Raw genomic sequence first — 24,460 nt, 5'->3', positions numbered from 1 at the left:
AAGCGACAACCTTGAGGGGTGCGGGGCATTACTGCATTCAGAAGCATTTACAGTTCACTCACGCGGGAGCTCCGGGTCGCTGCGGATTCCGCACCAGGACCCCGCAGGGCATAGATTGAGAGTCATGAACGATCGCGATCGGGGACAAGACAGACGAGGCCGCGGGCGTGGGGCGGACAGTCGCGGACGAGGGCCTGACGGGCGAGGACGCGCGTCGGATCGACGTGGTTCGGACCGGCGGGGCTCGGAGGGTCGGCCGGCGGGTCCGCCGTTGCCCGACGACGTCGTGGCGTCGGATCTCGACCAAGAAGTCCGTCGGGATCTGCTGACGCTGGACAAGGCGAACGCAGATCGGGTGGCGCGTCACCTGGTGATGGTCGCTCAACTGCTCGATTCCGATCCGGAGTTGGCGCTTGCTCACGCACGTGCAGCGCGGGAACGCGCCTCCAGGGTCGGATTGGTCCGTGAAACCGCAGGAATAGCGGCGTACAACGCAGGTGAGTGGCAAGAAGCTCTGACCGAGTTGCGTGCCGCACGCAGAATCAACGGCGGTACATCGTTGCTGCCGTTGATCGCCGACGCGGAGCGCGGACTCGGCCGCCCAGAACGTGCCATCGAAATCGCTCGTAGTGAAGAGGGGCGCTCGCTCACCGGCGACGAGGCGACAGAAATGCACATCGTCGAGGCAGGCGCTCGCATCGATGCCGGCGAACCCGCGAAAGCACTCGTGACGCTTCAGGCGGAAGATCTCGCACCAGGTCGGACGGGCACGATGGCCGCACGGCTGTTCTACGCCTATGCATCCGCACTGTTGGCCGCTGACCGTCGCGATGATGCGGTGACCTGGTACATGAACGCCGCCGCCGCAGACGTCGACGATGCCACCGATGCGGAGTTCCGCCTGATGGAGCTCTCGGAGGACATGAGTCCCGACACCCCATCGGAAGGCGAGCCTTCCGATGGGGGAGATGTCGTCGACGTCGTCGGTGCCCCCGAAGAGACCGAAGCGACCGACGACACCGACGACACCGTGGTTGCGGCCGCTGGTGGTGCAGACGCCGCGTCGGTGAACGAGCAGGTCGATGACGCAGTAGATGATGCTGCCCGGTCGGAGACCTCCAGCGCGGCTGCGGAAGCCGCAACCACGTCGGCTACAGAACCATCCGATCAGGAATCGGCTCCCTCGAGCACGGCTTCGACGCCTACAACTCCTGTGCAAGCTCCTGAACCGTCGACGCAAGCTCCTGAACCGTCGACGCAAGCTCCTGAACCGTCGACGCCGGTGGCGGAGCGTTCGGCACCAGCTGCCGAGCCTTCTACGCCGAGCACGGCTTCCACTGAACAGGCTGACATCGCCACGACGTCGACACCAGCAGCGTCGAACGTATCCTCGCCGAAGCCGCAGGCTCCGCCGGAAGGGTCGCTGGCCGATCACTACGAGGCGTTGCTCCTCGATCTCGACGGCACCGTGTTCGCAGGCAAGGAGCCGACTCACGGAGCGCGAGAAACCCTAGACGCTCTCGACCTTCCCCAGATCTTCGTCACCAACAACGCGAGCCGACGTCCGAATGAAGTTGCAGCACATCTGAATTCGATGGGTTTCTCGGCGACCGACGATCAGGTTGTGACAAGCGCCCAGACCGCGGCTCGTCTGCTCTCCGAACACGTCGAGCCAGGCTCGCGTGCGCTCGTGCTCGGTACGGACGGACTGGCGCAGGAGGTGCGCGAGGTCGGAGTCGGCGTCGCCAGGAGCGCCGACGACCGTCCAGCCGCCGTGATCCAGGGATTCTCGCCGGATACGAACTGGTCGACGCTGTCGGAGGCCGCTCTCGCGATCCGCGCGGGTGCGCTGTGGATTGCCACCAATACGGACGCGACGCTGCCCTCCGAGCGTGGACTGCTTGTCGGAAACGGGTCACTGGTCGCCGCCGTCGCCAACGCGACCGGTGCCGAACCTCTCGTCGCGGGTAAGCCTGCTGCACCGCTGATGGCGGATGCGATGAAGCGCAGCGGAGTCACCAATTCGCTGGTCGTCGGCGATCGCCTCGACACCGACATCCAGGGAGCGCATTCGGTGGGCCTCGACAGCGCGCTCGTCCTGACAGGTGTCAGCACTCCGAAGGATCTGCTGCTTGCACCACCCGAGCAGCGACCCTCACACGTGATCGACGATCTGACCGGCCTGCTCGACGACGAGGCGTCGGTCCGCATCGGAGAGCAGCCGGACTGGAGCGTCACGGTGTCCGGTTCGACCATCACGGTGACTGCCACCGGGAAGCAGCCCGCGCACGCCGCGCTTCTGCCTGCACTCGCGAACACCGCGTGGGCACTGATCGACGGCCGCGACGTCGACGCCGAATCGGTGGATCCATCAGATGTCACGATCACGAGCGACGATCCGAATGTTCGAGCGCAGATCGACAAGCTCGGTGTCGGTGACCTGCGCTAGCGTGGTCGTGTCATGAACAACCAGCAACCGCGCCCCGTTCCCGGTGCACACCTGCGGCCAGGGCCGCAGGTGGCCGCACCCTCCGACGTTGCGACCGAGCCACAGATACCCGTCGCGGAGTCGGTCCAGTCGTTGCTCGACGAGGTCGACCACATTCGTGAGCAGGCAGGCGGCACCTTCGATCTCGCGGCGCTCGCGCGGCAGAGCGAATTGCTGGAGAAGGCTCATGACGTACTCACCGCAGCGTTGGCCGAGGTCGATCCCCGATGACAGCCAACCTGTCGAGGATCATCAACCTGTTCAGGGCCCACTGAGTGGCTACGCGCGCAAGGCTCGACGCCGAGCTCGTCCGCCGGAAGCTGGCGCGCTCGCGAGAGCAGGCTCGTGAGCTGATCGAGGCCGGGCAGGTGACCGTGAATGGGGTGCTCGCCGCGAAACCCGCGACCAATGTGTCTCGCGATACCCCCATCCTCGTCTCCGACGACGGTCCCCGCGACGACTGGGCGTCGCGCGGTGCGCACAAACTACTCGGTGCACTCGAACGATTCGAGCCGCAGGGTTTGAGTATCGCCGGCAAGCGTTGTCTCGACGCGGGGGCGTCGACCGGAGGGTTCACCGACGTCCTGCTTCGACGTGGGGCGGCCGAGGTTGTAGCGGTGGATGTCGGCTACGGGCAGCTCGTCTGGCGGCTCCAGTCCGACGACCGTGTCGACGTGCACGACCGTACCAACGTTCGTCACCTGAACGCCGACGACATCGGTGGCCCCGTCGACATCGTTGTCGCCGACCTCTCGTTCATCTCGCTGTCGCTGGTCCTACCGGCTTTCGCCGCGAGTGTCCGACCTGGCGCCGACCTCTTGCCCATGGTCAAGCCGCAGTTCGAGGTCGGCAAGGACCGGGTGGGCTCAGGTGGCGTTGTGCGCGACCCCGAGTTGCGCGCCGAGGCGGTGTACCACGTCGCACGTGACGCGGCGAAGCTCGGACTGATCACCAGAGACGTCGTGGCGAGCCCGCTGCCAGGGCCGTCGGGCAACGTCGAATACTTCTTGTGGCTGACATACCGTCCCACTGACCACCACGCACGGGCCGACGTTCCCTCGAGCGATACTCTCGGGGAGACTGGTGGCGGCGCACACGATGTCGCCGACATTGCGGATGATGCGCAGTTGCGGGGGATGATCCACCGTGCCGTCGACGGGGGACCTCGCTGAGTGTGCCCGCAGATCGGGAATGGTGAAAGGAACAAGGTGATCGACGAATCAGTGGTCGCCGTGTCCGGTCAGCGCGAGTTCATGGTGGTGGCGCACACCGGACGTGCCGTGGTGACCCGTACGGTCGAATCGATCGCACGCCACTGCGCAGCCGCGGGCGTCGGCCTACGCATCATCGACCACGACCTCACTGCCGACAATCCCGCGACGCAGGACGACGTCGACCTTCATGGACGAGACGATCGGGTAGGTCACGACGACGCGAGCGATGACGACGGTCCCGCCAACCGCGATCATGGTCCCAAGCGGCCACCGAGCCATCCGCTCGACATCGACGGACTCCGCGAACTCGGTGCAGACGTCACCGTCGCGATGGGCGACCCGGAATCGGCCGTGGGGTGCGAGGTGGTGATCGTGCTCGGGGGCGACGGAACATTCCTGCGCGCAGCAGAACTCGCCTATCCGGCGGGTGTTCCGGTGCTCGGAATCAACCTCGGACACATCGGGTTTCTCGCCGAAGCCGAGGCCAATCGCATCGACGACGTGATGGCACAGCTCATCTCGCGTGATTACCGCGTCGAACCGCGCATGACCCTCGACATCTCGATCAGCCATCCGACCAAACCGGACGAGGTGCGCCGTAGCTGGGCACTCAACGAGGTCGCCATCCTCAACCGAACCAATAACGGCGTCCTCGAGTTGGTGACCGAAGTAGACGGTCGGCCGGTGTCCGCGTTCGGAGCCGACGGCGTACTCGTGTCGACTCCCACAGGATCGACTGCCTACGCCTTCTCCGCCGGCGGGCCCGTGATGTGGCCCGACCTCGAAGCGATCCTGATCGTTCCGAGCAATGCGCATGCGCTCTTCGCCCGACCGATGGTGACCAGCCCTCGGTCGCGGATCGCGGTGGAGATCGACAAGCACGGACGATCGGCGATCGCCCTGTGCGACGGTCGACGTCAGATCTTCGTCCCAGCAGGTGGACGCGTCGAAGTGGTCCGAAGCGACCGATCGGTGCTGTGGGTACGCATCGATTCCGATCCGTTTGCCGATCGGCTCGTGACGAAATTCGACCTGCCGGTGACCGGTTGGCGCGGTCGGCAGGGTGAGGGGAACTAGTGCTCGAAGAGCTGTCGATCTCCGGCCTCGGCGTCATCGATCAGGCCTCCGCACAATTCAGTCCCGGTTTCACCGTTCTGACGGGCGAGACCGGTGCAGGCAAGACGATGATCGTCACCAGTCTGCGCCTACTCTCGGGCGCACGTGCCGACGCCGGGCGAGTGCGTTCGGGAAGCCAGAAGGCCACCGTCGAAGGGCGGTTCCGACTCGCTGAGTCCGCCGACGCCGCCACTCGTGCCGCCGTCGCCGACATCGTCGAATCCGCAGGTGCAGAACTCGATGACGACGGCTCGGTCATCGCGGTCCGCACCGTCGGATCCGATGGTCGTTCGCGCGCGCACCTCGGCGGGCGGTCGGTGCCGGTCGGTGTGATGGGCAGGTTCACGGGTGCGCTGCTGACGATTCACGGCCAGAACGACCAACTGCGCCTGCTTCGTCCCGACCATCAGCGTGACGCCCTCGACAGTTTCGCCGGGGACAAGGCGACCGCGGCGCTGAAGCGGTATCGCTCGGCGCGCGAGAGCTGGGTCGCGGTTCTCGACGAACTCGACGCGCGGCGCGCCAACCATCGTGAACTCGCGCAGGAGGCCGACCGACTGCGCTTCGGCATCGACGAGATCGCCGCTGTCGACCCGCAGCCGGGAGAAGACGACGCGCTCGCCGACACAATCCGCAGACTTTCCGATCTCGAGTCGATCCGTTCGGCGGCTGCGGGATCGCACGACGTCGTCGCGGGCGACAACAGCTCACTCGTCGACGGTCTCGGGCAGGTTCGCTCGTTGCTCGAGTCCGCTGCCGACGCGCAACTACGGACACTGGCTGGTCGCGTGTCGGAGGCACTGACCGTCGTCACGGATATCGGCGACGAGTTGTCGTCGTTTCTGTCCGGATTACCCAGCGACGCAGACGAACTCGAGAAGCTGCTCGCCCGCCAGGGTGAACTGAAGGCTTTGGTGCGCAAATACGCACCCGACATCGACGGCGTCATCGCGTGGCGCGAGACGGCGGAACGTCGACTCTCCGAGATCGACGACCCGCAGGGCTCGATCGACGAACTCGAGGTGGCGGCCGCATCGGCACGCACCGACGTCGAGTCTGCGGCGTCGACGCTGCGAACCATCCGTCGTAAGGCGGCCACATCCATGTCGAGCAAGGTGTCGGCCGAACTGGCTGGCCTTGCCATGGGCGACGCCGCACTGTCGGTGAACGTCATCCCCGACACCGCGGCGCCCGACGATCGGCTGACGATCACGGTCGACGGTGCGGCCGCGCACGCGGGTGCCGATGGCGCCGACCGTGTCGAGTTCGCGCTCGTCGCGCACACCGGAGCCGATCCGTTGCCGATCGCGAAATCGGCGTCCGGCGGCGAACTCTCACGACTGATGCTGGCGCTCGAAGTGGTTCTGGCAGAGCCGACGTCGGGATCGGTCATGGTCTTCGACGAGGTCGACGCCGGTGTCGGTGGACGGGCAGCGGTGGAGATCGGGCGCAGGCTCGCGGGACTCGCACGGGCACACCAGGTCATCGTCGTCACCCATCTCCCACAGGTCGCGGCCTTCGCCGACAACCACCTGGTGATCGGGAAGACCTCGAAATCCGGCGATCGTGCGCAGACCAGCACGCTGCGGCCACTCGACCGTGACGCGCGCATCGCCGAATTGGCGCGGATGCTCGCAGGCCTCGGCGAATCCGACACTGGCCGAGCACACGCGGAAGAGCTGCTGGCCACCGCCGACAGCGAGAAGGCGCACGCGGTCGGATCGTCGGCAGACGAGGCGACGAGCGCAGCGACGAAAGCGAAGGGCACCCGCAAGAAGCGCTGAAACAGCTGATACTCGTGTGACAAAAGTTGCCCATGTTGCGGCGCGCCTCCCCGAGGCAGTGCGGCGCACGGTCAATCATGTGGTGCATGAAGATGCCCGCACTGCTCGCACGTAACTCCGAAGAACTGCCTGGCGTGTCCGGTATCGCCAGGATCGACAAGAACACCCGCCGCCTCCTCGACCGAGTCGGACCGGGCGACATCGCCATCCTCGACGAGGTCGACCTCGACCGCGTCACCGCCGACGCACTGGTCGAGGCCAATGTCGTCGCCGTGGTCAATGCGTCCCGCTCCATCAGCGGGCGCTACCCCAACCTCGGACCGGAGGTGCTCGTCGGCTCCGGGATCGTCCTCGTCGACGAGGTCGGACCCGAGGTGTTCAAGCGAGTCAAGGACGGCGCGAAACTCCGGGTCGACGACGGCAAGGTGTTCGTCGGTGAGCGACGCCTCGCGCGCGGCACCACGCTCGACGAGCACGAGATCGCCGACATGATGATCGAGGCCAAGACGGGGCTCGTCGATCACCTGGAAGCCTTCTCCGGCAACACGATCGAGTTCATTCGGAGCGAGTCCCCACTGCTGATCGACGGCGTCGGCGTGCCCGACATCGACGCCTCGCTGGTCGGCAAGCACGTCGTGATCGTGGGCGACGGTCCCGACCGTGCCGCCGATCTGCGCGCGCTCAAGCCGTTCATCAAGGAGTACTCACCGGTGATCATCGGTGTCGGTGCCGGCGCGGACACGCTGACGAAGGCCGGGTACAAGCCCTCGCTGATCGTCGGCGATCCGGAGGAGATGAAGATTGCGACGCTGAAATGCGGTGCGCAACTGGTGCTTCCGGCAGACACCGACGGCCATGCCTCGGGGCTCGAGCGAATCCAGGACCTCGGAATCGGGGCGACCACGTTCCCCGCTGCCGGCGCGGCGTCGGATCTCGCTCTGCTGCTCGCCGACTACCACGGTGCCGACCTCATCGTCACCGTTGGCTATGGCGGCACCCTCGACGACTTCTTCGATCGCTCGCGGCGCGAGAGCAATCCGTCGACCTTCCTCACCCGGATGAAGGTCGGACCCAAGCTGGTCGACGCGAAAGCCGTTGCGACGCTGTACCGGAGCCGCGTGTCGGGAGCCGCCGTGGCCTTCGTGGTGCTCGCTGCGCTGATCGCGGTGATCGCCGCGGTGATGTTGTCGAGCGCGGGCGGCGAAGTGACCGATTGGGTTGTCGCACAGTGGCATCAGCTCGTCGAGTGGGCCCGCGGGGTCTGGAACAGGTAGGCAATGATTTCGGTTCGGCAGCATGCGATCTCGCTCGCCGCGGTGTTTTTGGCACTGGCGGTGGGCCTGTTCATCGGCTCCGGTTTCGTCGGCGACAGAATGAACTCGTTGACCGGCACCAGTCGCGATCGCATCGGGGCGTTGCAGGACGAGCGTGATCAACTCAACGATCAGCTCAACAGCGCCAACAGTTTTGACACCGCGATCACCGGACGGGTGATCGACGGAACGCTGCGCGGGCAGTCGGTCTTGGTGGTGACCGCGCCGGGCGCGGTCGACGCCGACGTCGCTGCCGTCAAGGACGCGATCGCCGGCGCGGGCGCCAAGGTGTCGGGTCAGATCGCGTTGACGCCGCAGTTCGTCGCTGATCAGAAATCCGAGCAACTCTCGACGATCATCGACCAGACGATTCCTCCGGGGTCGACGCTGCGCGCCGAACTGGTCGATTCCGGTGGCCGCACGGGCGACCTGCTCGGCGCTCTGACGCTCGACCGAGGTGGGAAGGGTGCCGCGTCGGCCGACGACAGGCGCACCGGACTGCAGGCACTACGCGACGGCGGGTTCATCGACTACGACGGGGCGGGCTCGACACCTGCCGATCTCGCCGTCGTGGTGACAGGCGGTGGCTACCCCAAGGATTCCGGAGCGCAGGGACAACTCGTCGCCCGCTTCTCCGCAGCACTCTCGGGGCGCGGCGATGGGGGAGCGCTACTCGGTCGGACGGGTTCGACCGCTGGTGGCTCGCCGATTGCCGTCGTTCGCTCGGACCCCGGTCTGGGCAACGCCGTCTCGACCGTCGACAACGTCGATCAGCAGACCGGGCGCATCACGTCGATCCTGGTCCTGCAGGAGGAGAAGGGCGGACGGACCGGCGCCTACGGCACCGGCGCGGGTGCCAAGGCGATCACGGTCGGGGCCACCGACCGACCGTCGACCTGACTGATGGCGGCCCGGGCAGGGCTGTCCGAGAGGACTTCCGAGAGGACTTCCAAGAGGACGACTCCAGCCCGGCCGGCCGGAGAGATCAGGACGCGGATCACACCTCCCGCGAGCACGCTTCCGGTGTGGCGGAGCGGAGAACCGCCGATGGGTGTTACCCTGGAGTCCCGTAGGTCAACAGGTTTTCCGGCCTGATCCAGCCGACGGGAGAGACGGGTTTTGCGACCACTTCGCCACGTGCATGAAGGCACGAAGCACATATTCGTTACGGGCGGCGTCGCATCGTCGCTCGGAAAAGGTCTGACGGCGTCGAGCCTCGGCCAACTACTCACAGCGCGCGGTCTGCGCGTGACCATGCAGAAGCTGGATCCGTATCTGAACGTCGATCCAGGCACGATGAATCCGTTCCAGCACGGTGAGGTCTTCGTCACCGAGGATGGCGCCGAAACCGACCTCGACGTCGGACACTATGAGCGCTTCCTCGACCGCAATCTCTCGCAGTCGGCGAATGTCACCACCGGACAGGTGTATTCGACAGTCATCGCCAAGGAGCGACGCGGCGAGTACCTTGGCGAGACCGTCCAGGTCATCCCGCACATCACCGACGAGCTGAAATCGCGGGTGCTCGCGATGCGTGCGCCCGGTGACGACGGTGAGCCACCAGACGTGGTCATCACAGAGATCGGTGGAACCGTCGGCGACATCGAGTCGCTCCCGTTCATCGAAGCCGCTCGCCAGATCCGACACGACGTCGGCCGCGACAACGTCTTCTTCATCCACGTCTCGCTGGTGCCCTATCTCGCGCCGTCGGGCGAGCTGAAGACCAAACCGACCCAGCACTCGGTCGCCGCGCTGCGCAACGTCGGAATCCAGCCCGACGCGCTGATCCTGCGGTGCGATCGCGACGTCCCCGAGGGACTCAAGAAGAAGATCGCGCTGATGTGCGACGTCGACATCGACGGCGTCATCTCCACGCCCGACGCCCCGTCGATCTACGACATCCCGAAGGTGCTGCACTCCGAGCAACTCGACGCCTATGTCGTGCGCAAGCTCGGGTTGCCGTTCCGCGATGTCGACTGGACTGTGTGGGGCGAACTGCTCAACCGCGTGCACGAGCCGCGTGAGACCGTGCGAATCGCGTTGGTGGGCAAGTACGTCGACCTGCCCGACGCGTATCTGTCGGTGACCGAGGCGATCCGCGCGGGCGGATTCGCGTGGCGCGCCAAGACCGAGATCAAGTGGGTTCCGTCCGACGAATGCGCCACCGAAGCGGGTGCGCAGGCAGCGCTCGGAGACGTCGACGGCGTGTTGGTCCCCGGTGGCTTCGGCATCCGGGGGATCGAGGGCAAGCTCGGCGCGATCCGGTACGCGCGGCGTCGAGGCATTCCCCTACTCGGCCTGTGCCTCGGTCTGCAGTGCATCGTGATCGAGGCTGCGCGTTCAGTGGGCCTCGAGGACGCGAGCTCGACGGAATTCGATCCCGACACCCCGTTCCCCGTCATCTCGACGATGGCCGACCAGACCGAGATCGTTGCCGGAGAAGCCGATCTCGGCGGCACGATGCGGCTCGGTGCCTACCCGGCGACGCTCAAGCCCGACAGCATCGTCGCCGAGTCGTACGGCTCGACAGAGGTGTCCGAGCGGCATCGGCACCGCTTCGAGGTCAACAACTCCTACCGCGACAAGATCGCGGCGTCGGGGCTCGTGTTCTCCGGTACCTCGCCAGATGGCCACCTCGTCGAGTTCGTCGAGTACCCCACGTCGATTCATCCGTTCCTGGTGGGCACCCAGGCTCACCCCGAACTCAAGAGCCGGCCGACGCGGCCCCATCCGCTGTTCCGTTCGTTCATCGACGCTTCGTTGAAATACAAAGCAGCAGAACGGCTTCCGGTGGACCTGGGCGACTACGATCCACCGCCCGCGGCTGCGGTCGAGGACGACGTCACCGTCGAGGTCGAGGAACAGGACGCTTGAGCGAGAGCACCGGACCCGGCGCCCACGTCTTCGCGGTGAAGTCGAGCGAAGTGGTCTACGACGGAGCGATCCTCGCGCTTCGCCTCGATCAGGTCGAGATGCCGGGCGGTCGGGTCGCCGAACGCGAAGTCGTCGAGCATTTCGGTGCCGTTGCCGTCGTCGCGCGCGATGAGGACGGCAGGATCGCGATGGTGCGTCAGTACCGGCATCCTGTCGGCCGCAGGCTGTTGGAGATTCCCGCGGGGCTGCTCGACAAGGGCGGTGTGGAGCAGCCGCTCGCCGCCGCACAGCGCGAACTCGCGGAGGAAACCGACCTGCGGGCGCAACGCTGGCAGGTTCTGGTCGACCTCGACCTCTCGCCTGGGTTCACCGACGAAGCGCTGCGCGTCTACCTCGCCGAAGAACTGTCTCAGCACCACGTGGCCGAACGCGAGGACGAAGAGGCCGACATGTCGTTGGAGTGGGTCGCACTCGACGATGCCGTGGCGATGGTGCTGTCGGGCGAGATCGTGAACGCGACCGCGGCATCGGGGATTCTCGCGCTCGACGCCGCGGACCGCACCGGGACGCCGTTACGGACGCCGGATTCGCCGTGGCGCGATAAGCCCCACGCCTTCGCCGATCGCAAGGCGGGTAAGGCGTCGACGTGACCACCACCGGGACGCGAGTCGACGACGTGGTGTCGAGGTACCTCGACCACCTCACCGTCGAACGCGGCATGGCGCCCAACACGCTTGCGTCCTACGGCCGTGACCTCGACCGCTACCGTCGCTATCTCACCGGGCGGGGGATCGTCGATCTCGCGGAGGTCACCGAGAACGACGTGCGCGAGTTCCTCGTCGATCTGCGACGCGGCGACGAGGAAGCCGGGACAACACCCCTCGCCGACAGCTCGGTGGCACGAACCCTGGTGGCCACCAGAGGTTTTCACAAGTTCGCCGCTGCCGAAGGTGTCGTGCCCGCCGACGTCGCGCACGGGGTGCGGCCACCGCGTCCGGCGCGACGCCTCCCCAAGGCGTTGCCCGTCGACGACGTCGTCGCGATCCTGGAGGAAGCGGGTGCGGGCGACCATCCGCGCGCGCTGCGCGACCGCGCGCTTCTCGAACTGCTCTACAGCTGCGGAGCACGAATCACCGAGGCGACGTCGCTCGACGTCGACGACCTCGACACCGATGCTCGCACCGCCCTGCTGCGAGGCAAGGGCGGAAAGGAACGTCTCGTGCCCGTCGGCGGACCCGCCGTCGGCGCTATCGAGGCGTACCTGGTGCGTGGCAGGCCCGCTCTGGTGACACGCTCGACGCCCGCGTTGTTCCTCAACGCGCGTGGCGGCAGGCTCACTCGTCAGGGCGCGTGGCAGGTGCTCGCCGACACTGCCGAGCGGGCCGGAATCGGTACGGCCGTCTCACCGCACACCCTCCGGCACTCATTCGCGACGCACCTCCTCGATGGCGGCGCCGATGTGCGAGTGGTCCAGGAGTTGCTCGGGCACGCCTCGGTGACGACGACGCAGGTCTACACCCTCGTCACCGTCAACACGATGCGTGAGGTGTACGCCACGGCCCATCCGAGAGCGCGCTGAGCATCGTCGAAAGGGCCGTGCGGCGATGCTCCACGGCTTCAGTGCAGTGAACCATTAGGCTGACAAGCGGCGTCGATACGTGATCAGTGAGAAAGGCGGGTACGTGAGCACACCGAGTACACCGCGGTCGGGAGGTCATACCGACGATCAGTACCGCCTTCATGTGACGTCCGGCATCGACATCGACGAGGGCGATCATCCCGACGACGAGATCGGCCCCACCGGGCGTCCCTACCGCGACGTTCCGACGCCTGCGCCCCTCGACCGACACGGACCGGCGACCGTCATCGCCGTGTGCAATCAGAAGGGCGGCGTCGGCAAGACGACGTCGACGATCAACCTGGGTGCCGCGCTCGCCGAGTACGGGCGACGCGTACTGCTTGTCGACCTCGATCCGCAGGGTGCGTTGTCCGCGGGTCTCGGCGTGCCGCATCACCAACTCGACGAGACCGTCTACAACCTGCTGGTCCCGCCGCACGCGTCGATCGAGGATGTGCTGATGCGTACGCGCGTCGAGAACCTCGACCTTCTGCCGTCGAACATCGATCTGTCTGCCGCCGAGATCCAACTCGTCAGCGAAGTCGGACGCGAACAAGCCCTCGGCCGGGCGCTGCATCCCGTTCTCGACCGCTATGACGTCGTTCTGATCGATTGCCAGCCATCGCTCGGGTTGCTCACCGTGAACGCCCTTGCCTGCGCCGACACAGTGATCATCCCGATGGAGTGCGAGTACTTCAGTCTGCGCGGTCTGGCGCTGCTCACCGACACGATCGAGAAGGTGCGCGACCGACTCAACTTCCGTCTCACCCTCGGCGGCATCCTCGTCACGATGTTCGACGCCAGAACCCTGCACTCCCGTGAGGTGATGGCTCGCGTCGTCGAGGTCTTCGGCGACGCCGTGTACGACACCGTCATCGCTCGCACCGTGCGTTTCCCGGAGACCAGCGTCGCGGGCGAACCGATCACGTCGTGGGCGCCGAAGTCCGCGGGCGCCAAGGCGTATCGCGCGTTGGCGCGCGAGGTCATCGCGCGCAACGTCAAGCAGGCATGACCGAGACCGGCACCGCCGATGCCGACGCCGCTGAGGTTGGCAACTCGGAGGTTGGCACGACCGACGTCGAGGCCCCAGAGGCAGGCACCACAGAGGCAGCAACGCCCGAGGCAGGGGCGACGGCGGGCGAGGAGCAGGGCTTTCGGGTCAAGCTCGCCAACTTCGAGGGTCCGTTCGATCTGCTGCTGAACCTCATCAGCCAGCACCGTCTCGACGTCACAGAGGTCGCGCTGCATGCGGTGACCGACGAATTCATCGCGTACACGCGGGAGATGGGTTCAGAGCTAGGACTCGAGCAGACCACCGAGTTCCTGGTCATCGCAGCGACACTGCTCGACCTCAAGGCGGCGAGGTTGTTGCCCACCGGAGAGGTCGACGACCCGGAGGATCTCGCGCTGCTCGAAGCACGTGACCTGCTCTTCGCGCGACTCCTGCAATACCGCGCGTACAAGCAGGTGGCCGCGCTGTTCGGCGAACTCGAAGCGGCGGCGCTGCAGCGCTATCCGCGCGCGGTGTCGTTGGAGCAGCAGTTCACCGATCTGCTTCCCGAGGTGACGCTCGGCGTCGATGCGAACGGATTCGCCGAGGTCGCCGTCGCGGCGTTGACACCACGTCCTATCCCGACGGTCGGTCTCGATCACCTTCACGACATGCACAAGGTGTCGGTGCCTGGGCAGGCGCGACGCATGGCCGCGCTGCTGGCCGCCAGCCCTGGCGAGTGGATGACGTTCCGTGCGCTCGTCGCCGATTGCGAGAACGGACTCGAGGTCGTCGGCAGCTTCCTCGGACTGCTCGAACTCTTCCGTGAGCGTGCGGTCACCTTCGAGCAGCCCGAGGCACTCGAAGAACTCCAGGTGTCGTGGACGGGCGAGCGCGACCGCGACGAACTACGCATGGAGAAAGCAGAGGACTACGAATGACCGACTTCGACGCGGGTCCAGACGATCCAGGCGCCGACTCATCCGAGAGCGTTTCGCCCGAGCAGACGGCGCTCGATGGCGGCGACGTGGTCGACGAGGCAGACTCCGAACCAGTTCTCGACGACGCGCGCCTGCGTGCGGCGCTCGAAGCCGTGCTGCTCGTCGTCGACACGCCGGTGACCGCCGACGAACTCGCCTCGGCGGTCGGCGACAACCGCGCACGCGTGCATTCGACGCTCACTCAGATGGCGGCTGACCTGACCGAAGCGCGCAGCGGCATCGACCTTCGATTCGCCGGTGATGGTTGGCGGTTCTACACGCGAGCCGAGTACGCGCCGTACGTCGAGCGTCTCCTCCTCGACGGGGCGCGCTCGAAACTGACCCGAGCAGCCTTGGAGACGCTCGCCGTCATCGCGTATCGACAGCCCGTGAGCAGGGCGCGCGTCAGCGCGATCCGAGGTGTGAACGTCGACGGCGTCGTCCGCACACTCGTCGCCCGCGGACTCATCAACGAGGTCGGGTCCGATACCGCGTCGGGTGCCACGACGTATGGGACCACCGAGTTGTTCCTCGAGCGTCTGGGGCTCGCGTCGTTGAGTGAACTACCCGATCTGGCCCCGCTGCTACCGGACGTCGACCTCATCGACGACCTCGACGAAGAGCTCCTGTCTGACCCGCGATTCGCCAAACTGAGTAGTGGGCGTTCAGACTCAAAGGGAGACGACACACCCGACGCCTCGTCGGGAACCATAATCGACGACCAGGAATGACATATGGCATCCGCTAGCCGTGACGGCACACCGGGCGACCGCAGGAAGAACAATGCGGGTCGCACCAACCGAAAGAACACCTCCAGCGACAACCCTCGCGGGCAACGCTCCGCAGGTGGGGCGGCCGGACGCGGCGCGTCGGGCAAGTCTGCCAGCGGTCGCAGCATCCCCGCAGGTGGTAAGGGACATGCGCATAAGGGCCAGCAGCCCAGCACAAAGAAGCGGCATCGAAAAGGCCGTTCGACGCCCGACGTCGAGGCAGGGCGCATCAGGCTGAACAACGCGCGACCAGCACGTCACCAGGGCGGCTCCGACGAGAGTGGCCACGCGACCTATGTCGACGACGGCGTACGTCTTCAGAAGGTTCTCGCACAGGCCGGCGTCGCGTCGCGTCGTGGCGCGGAGGAGATGATCGCCGCCGGTCGCGTCGAGGTCGACGGCGAAGTCGTGACCGAGCAGGGGCTGCGCATCGACCCCGACACCGCGGTCATTCGCGTCGACGGTGCTCGCGTCATCATCGACGAGACCAAGCAGTACCTCGCGTTGAACAAACCCAAGGGTTGGCAGTCGACAATGGCCGACGACCAGGGCCGCCCCTGCGTCGGCGACATCGTCGCCGAACGCGTCATGGCGGGCCAGCGACTCTTCCACGTCGGCCGACTCGACGCCGAGACCGAGGGTTTGCTGCTGCTGACGAACGACGGAGAGCTCGCCCATCGGCTGATGCACCCGTCCTACGAGGTTCCCAAGACCTACCTCGCGACGGTCAAGGGCGAGGTTCCGCGTGGTCTCTCGCGCACGCTGCGCGACGGCGTCGAACTCGACGACGGGCCGGTGTCCGTCGACGGATTCACCGTGATGGACGTCAACGACGGACAGTCGCTGGTGCGAATCACTCTGCACGAGGGCCGAAATCGGATCGTGCGTCGACTCATGGAATCCGTCGGGTTCCCGGTGACCTCGTTGGTCCGCACCCACATCGGCAACGTGGCACTCGGGGAGCAGCGTCCCGGAACGCTGCGAGTACTCGGGCGTGACGAGGTCGGGGCGCTGTACAAGGCGGTGGGGATGTGAGCGAGTCCGTCATGCCATCGCGCGTGATCGCGATCGACGGACCCGCGGGGACCGGAAAGTCCACTGTCTCAAAGCTTCTCGCGCAGCGGGTCGGTGCGCACTACCTCGACACCGGGGCCATGTACCGTGCCGCGACGCTCGCCGTGCAGCGGGCAGGTGTCTCGCCTGAGGCTCCCGACGCGATAGCCGCGGTCGTTGCCGACGCGCGGATCGAACTGCGCGCAGACGGATCGGGCGGATCCTGGGTGTTCCTCGACGGTGACGACGTGTCGGCGCCGATTCGCACCGACGAGGTGACCAACGCGGTCTCCGCGGTCTCCGCGGTACCCGCCGTGCGGTCGAAGATGGTTGCGCTGCAACGGCTTCACGCAGTCGACGATTTCGTCGTCGTCGAGGGCCGAGACATCGGGACCGTCGTTTTTCCCGACGCGCAGGTCAAGATCTTTCTCACCGCGACGCCCGAAGCGCGGGCGCTACGACGACATCGGCAGAACCTTGCCGCCGGTCGCGACAGCGATTTCGAGCAGGTTCTCGAGAGTGTGAACCGCCGCGATCATCTCGACTCGACGCGGACCGTATCGCCACTGCGACCAGCAGACGACGCGGTCATCGTCGACACCAGCGACCTGTCGCTCGAGCAGGTTCTCGACGAACTCGCCGGACTGGTCCAGACACGAACCGGAGGTGCCGTGTGACCGAGCACGATGACTTCATCACTACCGATGTAACCGCCCAACCGGGCGACGGTATCTGGTCGGACGAAACCGATTGGGAACTGAGCGAATTCGACCTCGGCGAGGAGGGCGGCGAACCCGAGCGCCTCCCCGTCGTGGCGATCGTCGGCCGTCCCAACGTGGGCAAGTCGACGTTGGTCAACCGCATCCTCGGCCGTCGTGAGGCCGTCGTCGAAGATATTCCCGGCGTCACCCGCGACCGTGTGTCGTATTCGGCGTCGTGGTCGGGGCACCGATTCACCGTCGTGGATACGGGCGGTTGGGAACCCGATGCCAAGGGTTTGCAGCAGGCTGTTGCGAAACAGGCCGAATCGGCGATGGAGACTGCCGACGTCATCGTGGTCGTCGTCGACGCCACGGTCGGCGCCACCGCGACAGACGAGGCCGTTGCGCGCGTGCTTCGACGGTCGAAGACGCCGGTCATTCTCGTTGCCAACAAGGTCGACAGCGAGAAGCTCGAGGCCGAGGCTGCGTCGCTCTGGTCGCTGGGACTCGGTGAACCGCATACGGTTTCCGCTGCGCACGGCAGGGGAGCAGGTGATCTTCTCGACGTGATCCTGGAGAAGATGCCCGAGACCCCGCGGGACGCGGCGCCTGCGTTCGGCGGTCCCCGTCGCGTGGCGCTCGTGGGTAAGCCCAACGTCGGGAAGAGTTCGCTGCTCAACAAGCTCGCAGGTTCTGATCGCTCGGTCGTCGACAATGTCGCGGGCACCACCGTCGACCCCGTCGACGAGCTCGTCGAACTAGACGGACGGCCCTGGCTGTTCGTCGACACCGCGGGCTTGCGCCGCAAGGTGCACACCGCCAGTGGGCATGAGTACTACGCGTCGCTGCGCACGAGGTCGGCGCTCGAGGCCGCCGAGGTCGCGATCCTGCTGATCGACGCGTCGGAGCCGATCACCGAGCAGGATCTACGCGTGCTGTCGCTGATCATCGAGACCGGACGTGCCTTGGTGATCGCGTTCAACAAGTGGGATCTGGTCGACGAGGATCGTCGCTACCAGCTCGACAAGGAGATCGACCGCGAACTCGCCCGCGTGCCGTGGGCACGGCGTGTGAACATCTCGGCGATGACCGGACGCGCGGTCCAAAAGCTGGTGCCTGCCCTCGAAGGTGCGCTGGAGTCGTGGGACAAGCGCATCTCCACCGGCCAGCTCAACAACTGGCTCAAAGACGTCATCGCGTCAAATCCGCCTCCTCTTCGCGGAGGACGGCAGCCGCGCGTGATGTTCGCGACCCAGGCATCGGTGCGACCACCGACGTTCGTGCTGTTCACGACCGGATTCCTGGAGGCGGGCTACCGCCGCTTCCTGGAGCGTCGCCTCCGCGAGGAATTCAACTTCGACGGCTCGCCGGTCCGGATCAACGTGCGCGTGCGCGACAAGCGAGACCGTCGGAAGAAATAGGGCGGACGAAGCGTCGATTTACCTCATCTGTGTGCAGCTACCTTCGGCAGCGTCGAAGGTAGCTGCACGCAGGTCGGGTAGAAGCAAAACGCTGACCGCCCCGGAAGACGGAGCGCGCCGGGAGCCGTGGCATACCGCCAGGCGTGCTTATCTTGGCGATCATCGTATTCGGAATGGTTATCGGCGCCCTCGCGCAGTTGATCATCGGCGGCAAGAACATGTGGAACATCGACTGGGGGTTGGCGATCGTCGCCGGCATCGTCGGTTCGTTCATCGGCGGACTGTTGGTCAGCCTGCTCTCGGGCGACGGCATCTCGTTTCGGCCGAGCGGGATCATCGGCTCGTTGGTCAGCGCATTCATCGTGACCGGCTTGTGGATCTGGTACAAGAAGCGTTCGACTACCTCGTAGTCAGTGGGCGGGCACGGCCGTGACCAGGCGATTAGCCTCGAACGGCCGCCGTCGGCTAATGTTGTCGAGGCCCTCGCGAGAGGGCAACGGGCTGTGGCGCAGTTTGGTAGCGCACTTGACTGGGGGTCAAGTGGTCGCAGGTTCAAATCCTGTCAGCCCGACCGCAGGTCAGAGGCCTTTTCCCAACTCGGGAGAGGGCCTCTTTCGCGTCCGTACCCCTCAAGTTACCCCCGATTCGGTTCGGACCGGTGCGGGATGCGCCTGGTCCGCCGGGCCTTCGGCCCGTCGGACCGATCGCATCCACATCTGTTGGCGATTTGCGTAAACCGCCTCTGACCTGCGGAAACAGTTGTGCCGCTGGATGATCCAGAAAACACACGCTGACCTGCGGTTTCTTAAATGCCGTTTCGTCCCGATCTCGTGGCGGAACGGCATTTAGAAAAGTGCCGTCTGACCTGGCCGTATGGTGGCCGCGAACGTTGAAGTGCCGTTCCGCCGTAGGCTAGTACGAAGTACGCCTACGGCGCGACGGCACAAAACGCGAGCGCCACGGCGCGCGTTCGTACCCGGCTCATGGAGGCGGACACAGCGGTGGGAGACGGGACTGACAGACAGCCGGGACTACGTCGGCTCGCCACAGAGCCATCCACTCACCGCACCACGTGGTCTCTCACGTCAGCGCTTGCAGAGGCGGACACAGCGGTGGGAGACGGGACTGACAGACAGCCGGGACTACGTCGGCTCGCCACAGAGCCATCCACTCACCGCACCACGTGGTCTCTCACGTCAGCGCTTGCAGAGGCGGACACAGCGGTGGGAGACGGGACTGACAGACAGCCGGGACTACGTCGGCTCGCCACAGAGCCATCCACTCACCGCACCGGTAGGCGTCATCTGAGGCACCTGGTGCGTAACCTGACCCGACGTGGTCGGTCCGAAGGGCCGAAGGCCCGGCGGACCAGACACGGCGGGACGCCCGGAAACGCTCGTGATAGTGTCGAAAACGGTTGTGCCACAACTTATTTCGCGGTAGAATCAAGTATGACGATCACGATTCTCAGTCAGAGCAACTGCCCCGCCTGCCGCCTCGTGGAGCGCACCATCGAGCAGGCCGGTCTGACCGCCGACGTCCGCGATGTGCGTGCAGACCCTGCCGCCGAGGCGCTGCTGCGCGACGTCTACAGCGCCTACCGGCCTGGCCACCACCCGTCGACGCCGGTGACGATCATCGACGACCGGCCGCATTTCGGTGTCGACGGTCGCAAGGCACTCCGCGACCTTGCCGCCTGATGGCCGGCCGACCCCGACCGCTGGAGCGCACTGTCGAGCGGCATCTGGTCGACCGGTGCCGTGAGCTGGGTGTCGCGTGCTTCAAATTCGTCAGCCCGGGTCACGCCGGGGTGCCGGACCGGCTGCTGCTGGGCCACGACGCCCGCGGCGCAGCGGTGACACTGTTCGTGGAGGTCAAGCGGCCGGGGGAGAAGCCGAGACCGTCGCAGGTCGGCATGATCACCACCATGCGCGACCACGGTGCGCACGTCGTCGTCGCGGACAGTCGGACCGCCGTGGACGCGCTGCTCGACGACTATTTCGTCCACCCTTCGGTGCCGATCGCCGAGCGCGATCCGCACGACGCACCGCTGCCGGGCCAGCGACCGCACGTGCTGGTGGCCCTGCAGCCGTAGGCACGGGTGGGCGTCGGTGGGGCGCGCTAGGGTGGGTCTTCCATCACGCCATCGCCCCACACCGACATGGAGCCCACGCATGTCCGTCACCCTCGCCGAGTCCATCACCGCCGCCACCGCTCGAGCCCTCGCTGATCACGACCCTGACCCCGACGTCGACCTGAGCGTCGTTGTCATTCGCGCCGCCGCGGGGGTCGTCGCCAGCGCTGCCGCCACACTCGTCGCCGCCAGCTGCCCGGAGCAGCTCGCGGACGTGCTCCTTCACCAGCCAGTCGCACCACGCCACCTCGAGGGACTGCTCGCCGAACTCCACGTCCTCCGCGCACCGGACTCCGTCATCGGCCACGTCCGCGACGCCGCTGCACGGGGCACCTCGGCTGGCTACGCCTACTCCGCGATGCAGGTACTAGCAGGCGAGCTGACCCCCGGCGACACGCTCATCGACCTCGGCGACGCCGTTGTGGGTCGTGTGCTGGCCGTGAGCGAGACACCCTCCGGCCAGCTCCTCCTGTCGGTCGCCGTCCACGACCGCAGCACGGCCGAGCACCTGACCGTGTTGTACGACCTGACCCACCCTGGTGATGTCCGCGTGATCATCTCGGCGGGCGTGGGGGAGGCCGACGACGATGCTGCCTGACATTCAGCCTGATGGAGCGCCGACACCCCCGCCGGCGCAGACGTGGCGTGAGTGTTCTCGCTGCGAGCGCCGCACAGTCCACGACCGCCTCGGGTGCCGCACTTGTCGGGCGCGACGCCAGTGGGCGCAAATGCGTCCGGAGCAGCAGATGGATACGCTGGTGCGCCGGCTGGAAACTTACGACGAGGCCCACAGATCGCGCCATCATTATCAGCCGCTCGCCGATCTCCTCTCGACCACGACCGGGGTGGACCTCGAGGCCCCGCACGGTGCACTGCCCGCCGACCCGTACGAGGACGCCGAGTTTGTCACCGCAGATGGGAAATACATTCTGCGACGGACGAATTGGGAGTGGTCGTGGGAGCCACACACGGCCCCCTGTGCCACGTGCGAGCCGACGGAGTACGCCGACGAGATCGACAAAATCGGCCTCGTACCGCCGCTTGACCAGCATGGTCCACCTACGCGCGACTGATCTTGGCTAGCAGCACCCGCTCGATCTCCGGTATCTGCACCGGGTCGAAGCGGACGACGGCCTCGCAAGCTTCATCAACAACGAGAGCGTTTTCCGAAAGGTCTTGTGCCACAGTGCCGATGAAGCGCATCATCGCCGTCCGATCGGCGAACATGATGTACGCCAGCCGGGGACCGCCTCGCCCCCACATCGGCCCGCCCTGGCAGCAATAGCGAGTGACCCAGCCACGCGCCCAGCATGCCTCGATGATCCCCGACATCTCCGCGTCAACCATGAACTCACGGCCGGTGTCCACCTGCCTGTGCCACACCTTCGTCATGGGTACGAGGTTAACCTCGCGTCTCGCGTAATCCGCTGAGCTGCGGTTATCCTAGCCACAGCCCGTACCCACGTCCCAAGGGTGCCACCATGTCGCAGACGACGCTGCCGATCCCGTCGCTCGCGAGTGCCATACCGCATCTCGCTCAGCTCGCCGTGTCACCACCACCGATCATTCCGCTCAGCTCACCGCCACTGCGTGTCACGACGCTCGGACCCGCCTCCGGCGGTTCGACGCTCGCCGACGTGCACCACGTGCTCTGCCGTGGCGGCCTGAGCGTCGCGTTCAGACATCGACTCTGCTTCCCCGGCGCCAATTTCCACACGTATGAACCGCAAATCATCACCCTCACCGCGATGGTGGACCAGGCCCAGCACGTGGGTCCCGGTGGAGGCCGGGGTCACGTGCTCGTCGTCTACCGTGGCGGTGGGATCGACTACGGGCACTCGACGCGATCTATCGACGACGACCGAAGTGCACTGTTGCAGTTGGCCATCCGGCTGACTCACCTCGGCGTGATCGTGGTCTTCGGCATGGGCCACGCCGACGACTCCTGCCTGCCGCCCGGTGTGTTGCCGCTCGGCGTCATCGAGGAGATCACGCCTAGCTCCGCCTGCGAGCGAATCCTGCGCGACCTCGTCGCCTGATCCAATTCCGTTGTCGCGATTGGCGTTTTCGTCCGAAAACGCGTAACATTGACGTCCAGACGTCAAACAACGGAGGTGCGCAGTGGAGCGTCAGCGGCCCGGCGAGGTGCGAGATGCCATCGTCGCCTATCTCGAGGAGATCAACACTAGCGCGTCAGCCGCGGAGGTCTGCGCCGGAGTGTCGGCCAGGCTCGGAAGGACCGTCCCAGCGTCATCGGTGAGATCTTATCTGCGGCTCAACACGCCCGATACGTTCGAGCGCGTCGGCCGGGGCCGGTACATGCTAGCTCGCCGATCGGCGAGCCACACCAAAGCGCCGGACACGTTCAAGGCTTCCCCTGCGCCCAGCGCCCCCGAGATCAACGCGACGCCCCCCGTCTTCGAGTTCGGACAGGCTTCGCTGTTCCACGCCGACTCCCTGGACTGGCTTCGCAACCGCGATCACAACTCGATCCACGGCGTCGTGACCGATCCGCCCTACGGGCTGGTCGAGTACACCAACACCCAGCAGGCCAAGCTCCGCTCGGGCAAGGGCGGCGTGTGGCGCGTGCCGCCGTCGTTCGACGGGCACACACGGGCGCCGCTGCCGCGCTTCACCACCCTGTCCTGCGCGGAGCTCGATTCCCTCGAACGGTTCTTCCGCGAGTTCGGCGAAGCACTGCTACCGGCGCTCGTGCCGGGCGCGCATGTGGTGGTCGCCGCGAACCCGCTGGTGTCGCACTTGGTGTCGTACTCCCTCGGGCGCGCCGGCCTGGAACGTCGTGGCGAGATCGTCCGGCTTGTGCAGACCATGCGCGGCGGCGACCGGCCCAAGAACGCCCACGAGCTGTATCCCGACGTGTCGGTGATGCCCCGCAGCATGTGGGAACCCTGGCTGCTGTTTCGCAAGCCGGTCGAGGGCACCGTGGCACAGAATCTGGCCGAGTGGGGCACCGGCGGCCTGCGCCGTGTGTCCGATGACCTGCCGTTCGGCGATGTCATCCGCTCGGCCCCGACCAGCCGCCGCGAGCGGGCGATCGCCAAGCACCCCTCGCTCAAGCCGCAGGCGTTCCTGCGCCAGGTCGTGCGCGGGGTCCTGCCCATGGAGAAGGGCATAGTTCTCGATCCCTTCGCCGGATCGGGGTCGACGCTGGCAGCTGCCGAGGCCGTGGGGTACCAGAGCATCGGGATCGAACGCGACCCCGCCTACATCGAGGTGGCCAAGTCGAGCATTCAGGCGCTCTCGGAGCTGGCGGTCTGATCGGTCTTCAGTCCTTGTCCAGGTAGATCCAGTGCTCACGGAGCTTGGCGATGCCGTCTCGATCCAGCGTCGAGGTCCGGGTGCCCAGGTCGCCGCGCTCGTTGCGGCGGAAGTCATCGGGATCGACCTCGCCGAGATACACCTCGGTGAACGTCATCGGCAGCCGGTCGGTGGCCGGCTCGGTCGCGTTGTCCACGGCGTAGACGAACACGCACATCCATTGCTTGCGTCCGCCGTGGGTGTCGACCGCACCGCCCTTCTTGCGCGTGGACTTGATCTCCACTCCCTCTGCGCCGGACTTGATGGCGTCGTTCGGATAGACCCCGCGCACGAGCAGGTCGGGGTGACCGTTGTGGTAGGCGTTCACCGTCAGCGAGCGCGAGTGCTTGGCCAGCGACTCGGTGAGCATGTCCGAGATCACGCCCGAGCAGATCGCGGCGCGGAGCATGTCGTCCAGGCGAGGCAGGCTCCTGTCCTGGAAGTGCACGTTCACGTCGTAGAAGAAGTCGTAGACATCCTGCATCGCACCCTGGAAGTCGAGAACGCGCAGGTTGTAGGGCAAGGCCGGTGCCGGGTTGAACTTGTCGGTGTCGACCAGCTGCCTCGTAATCATGACGTCAGACTTTAGCTGACGTCACACGTCAGTCTGGGGTACTCCCAAAGCGACACGTCGAGCTGGCTGTGTATCACGTCACAATAGGGTGGGTTTCGGCTATTTCTTGAC

At 66.2% G+C, this 24,460-nt stretch carries 25 protein-coding genes and 1 tRNA gene; 24 read left to right on the top strand and 2 right to left on the bottom strand.

Annotation, left to right across the window (positions count from 1 at the left end):
- Window positions 1-124: 124 nt before the first annotated feature.
- The 22 genes from A5777_RS18650 (at window position 125) to A5777_RS18545 (ending at window position 21,530) form a co-directional block, all read left to right on the top strand.
- Window positions 125-2,449, top strand: a complete 2,325-nt coding sequence (locus A5777_RS18650; RefSeq protein ID WP_064863783.1) for an HAD-IIA family hydrolase — start codon at window positions 125-127, stop codon at window positions 2,447-2,449.
- Between the two features lie 12 nt (window positions 2,450-2,461).
- Complete coding sequence (locus A5777_RS18645) at window positions 2,462-2,719, top strand: hypothetical protein (protein WP_064863782.1); 258 nt, start codon at window positions 2,462-2,464, stop codon at window positions 2,717-2,719.
- 44 nt (window positions 2,720-2,763) lie between these two features.
- On the top strand, window positions 2,764-3,660 hold the full coding sequence (locus A5777_RS18640; protein ID WP_064863781.1) for a TlyA family RNA methyltransferase: 897 nt from the start codon (window positions 2,764-2,766) through the stop codon (window positions 3,658-3,660).
- 36 nt (window positions 3,661-3,696) lie between these two features.
- Window positions 3,697-4,779, top strand: a complete 1,083-nt coding sequence (locus A5777_RS18635) for an NAD kinase (RefSeq protein WP_064863787.1) — start codon at window positions 3,697-3,699, stop codon at window positions 4,777-4,779.
- Entirely contained in the window at window positions 4,779-6,602 is a 1,824-nt protein-coding gene (recN, locus tag A5777_RS18630; protein WP_064863780.1) for a DNA repair protein RecN, read from the top strand. The genes A5777_RS18635 and recN overlap by 1 nt, the downstream gene beginning before the upstream one ends.
- A gap of 92 nt (window positions 6,603-6,694) precedes the next feature.
- On the top strand, window positions 6,695-7,876 hold the full coding sequence (gene steA, locus A5777_RS18625) for a putative cytokinetic ring protein SteA (RefSeq protein WP_197501469.1): 1,182 nt from the start codon (window positions 6,695-6,697) through the stop codon (window positions 7,874-7,876).
- Window positions 7,877-7,879: 3 nt separating this feature from the next.
- Window positions 7,880-8,815 (top strand): copper transporter, encoded by a 936-nt coding sequence (locus A5777_RS18620; RefSeq protein ID WP_005206970.1) that lies wholly within the window; start codon window positions 7,880-7,882, stop codon window positions 8,813-8,815.
- 219 nt (window positions 8,816-9,034) lie between these two features.
- Window positions 9,035-10,789, top strand: coding sequence for a CTP synthase (locus A5777_RS18615; protein WP_005206969.1), 1,755 nt, complete (start codon window positions 9,035-9,037; stop codon window positions 10,787-10,789).
- Complete coding sequence (locus A5777_RS18610; protein WP_005206968.1) at window positions 10,786-11,439, top strand: NUDIX domain-containing protein; 654 nt, start codon at window positions 10,786-10,788, stop codon at window positions 11,437-11,439. Before A5777_RS18615 ends, A5777_RS18610 begins: the two co-directional genes overlap by 4 nt.
- Complete coding sequence (xerD, locus tag A5777_RS18605) at window positions 11,436-12,368, top strand: site-specific tyrosine recombinase XerD (protein ID WP_005206967.1); 933 nt, start codon at window positions 11,436-11,438, stop codon at window positions 12,366-12,368. Before A5777_RS18610 ends, xerD begins: the two co-directional genes overlap by 4 nt.
- A gap of 103 nt (window positions 12,369-12,471) precedes the next feature.
- Window positions 12,472-13,419, top strand: coding sequence for a ParA family protein (locus tag A5777_RS18600; protein ID WP_039856066.1), 948 nt, complete (start codon window positions 12,472-12,474; stop codon window positions 13,417-13,419).
- The gene (locus tag A5777_RS18595; protein ID WP_064863778.1) at window positions 13,416-14,339 is read left to right on the top strand and encodes a segregation and condensation protein A; all 924 of its coding nucleotides are present in this window, start codon (window positions 13,416-13,418) and stop codon (window positions 14,337-14,339) included. Before A5777_RS18600 ends, A5777_RS18595 begins: the two co-directional genes overlap by 4 nt.
- Window positions 14,336-15,109 (top strand): SMC-Scp complex subunit ScpB, encoded by a 774-nt coding sequence (gene scpB / locus A5777_RS18590; RefSeq protein WP_082933745.1) that lies wholly within the window; start codon window positions 14,336-14,338, stop codon window positions 15,107-15,109. The genes A5777_RS18595 and scpB overlap by 4 nt, the downstream gene beginning before the upstream one ends.
- Before the next feature lie 3 nt (window positions 15,110-15,112).
- Window positions 15,113-16,183 (top strand): pseudouridine synthase, encoded by a 1,071-nt coding sequence (locus A5777_RS18585; RefSeq protein WP_064863777.1) that lies wholly within the window; start codon window positions 15,113-15,115, stop codon window positions 16,181-16,183.
- A gap of 11 nt (window positions 16,184-16,194) precedes the next feature.
- Window positions 16,195-16,878 (top strand): (d)CMP kinase, encoded by a 684-nt coding sequence (gene cmk / locus A5777_RS18580; RefSeq protein ID WP_064863785.1) that lies wholly within the window; start codon window positions 16,195-16,197, stop codon window positions 16,876-16,878.
- The gene (gene der / locus A5777_RS18575; protein ID WP_064863776.1) at window positions 16,875-18,323 is read left to right on the top strand and encodes a ribosome biogenesis GTPase Der; all 1,449 of its coding nucleotides are present in this window, start codon (window positions 16,875-16,877) and stop codon (window positions 18,321-18,323) included. Before cmk ends, der begins: the two co-directional genes overlap by 4 nt.
- Before the next feature lie 143 nt (window positions 18,324-18,466).
- On the top strand, window positions 18,467-18,733 hold the full coding sequence (locus A5777_RS18570; RefSeq protein WP_064863775.1) for a GlsB/YeaQ/YmgE family stress response membrane protein: 267 nt from the start codon (window positions 18,467-18,469) through the stop codon (window positions 18,731-18,733).
- An 87-nt stretch (window positions 18,734-18,820) separates the two neighbouring features.
- Window positions 18,821-18,894 (top strand) — tRNA-Pro (locus A5777_RS18565).
- 880 nt (window positions 18,895-19,774) lie between these two features.
- Window positions 19,775-20,023 (top strand): glutaredoxin family protein, encoded by a 249-nt coding sequence (locus A5777_RS25085; RefSeq protein WP_064863774.1) that lies wholly within the window; start codon window positions 19,775-19,777, stop codon window positions 20,021-20,023.
- Window positions 20,023-20,418, top strand: a complete 396-nt coding sequence (locus A5777_RS18555) for a VRR-NUC domain-containing protein (RefSeq protein WP_064863773.1) — start codon at window positions 20,023-20,025, stop codon at window positions 20,416-20,418. The genes A5777_RS25085 and A5777_RS18555 overlap by 1 nt, the downstream gene beginning before the upstream one ends.
- A gap of 79 nt (window positions 20,419-20,497) precedes the next feature.
- A complete protein-coding gene (locus A5777_RS18550) occupies window positions 20,498-21,055 on the top strand; it encodes a hypothetical protein (RefSeq protein ID WP_064863772.1) in 558 nt (185 codons plus the stop codon).
- Between the two features lie 148 nt (window positions 21,056-21,203).
- Entirely contained in the window at window positions 21,204-21,530 is a 327-nt protein-coding gene (locus tag A5777_RS18545; RefSeq protein ID WP_197502419.1) for a hypothetical protein, read from the top strand.
- On the opposite strand, the gene A5777_RS18540 is transcribed toward A5777_RS18545, so the two are convergent.
- Window positions 21,517-21,849, bottom strand: a complete 333-nt coding sequence (locus A5777_RS18540) for a hypothetical protein (RefSeq protein ID WP_064863770.1) — start codon at window positions 21,847-21,849, stop codon at window positions 21,517-21,519. The two genes, A5777_RS18545 and A5777_RS18540, sit on opposite strands and share 14 nt — an antisense overlap.
- 89 nt (window positions 21,850-21,938) lie before the next feature.
- Here A5777_RS18540 and A5777_RS18535 point away from each other — a divergent pair, with 89 nt between their 5' ends.
- Entirely contained in the window at window positions 21,939-22,496 is a 558-nt protein-coding gene (locus A5777_RS18535) for a hypothetical protein (protein WP_064863769.1), read from the top strand.
- An 82-nt stretch (window positions 22,497-22,578) separates the two neighbouring features.
- Complete coding sequence (locus A5777_RS18530; RefSeq protein ID WP_197502418.1) at window positions 22,579-23,736, top strand: DNA-methyltransferase; 1,158 nt, start codon at window positions 22,579-22,581, stop codon at window positions 23,734-23,736.
- Between the two features lie 7 nt (window positions 23,737-23,743).
- Here the strand turns inward: A5777_RS18530 and A5777_RS18525 are convergent, their stop codons facing one another.
- Entirely contained in the window at window positions 23,744-24,349 is a 606-nt protein-coding gene (locus A5777_RS18525) for a hypothetical protein (RefSeq protein WP_064863768.1), read from the bottom strand.
- Window positions 24,350-24,460: the final 111 nt, after the last annotated feature.

The sequence above is a fragment of the Gordonia sp. 852002-10350_SCH5691597 genome (genome assembly GCF_001665715.1).
In the GTDB taxonomy this organism is placed as follows: domain Bacteria; phylum Actinomycetota; class Actinomycetes; order Mycobacteriales; family Mycobacteriaceae; genus Gordonia; species Gordonia sputi.
The sequence above is the reverse complement of the archived record's forward strand: the minus strand, read 5'-3'. Positions and strand labels throughout refer to the sequence as shown.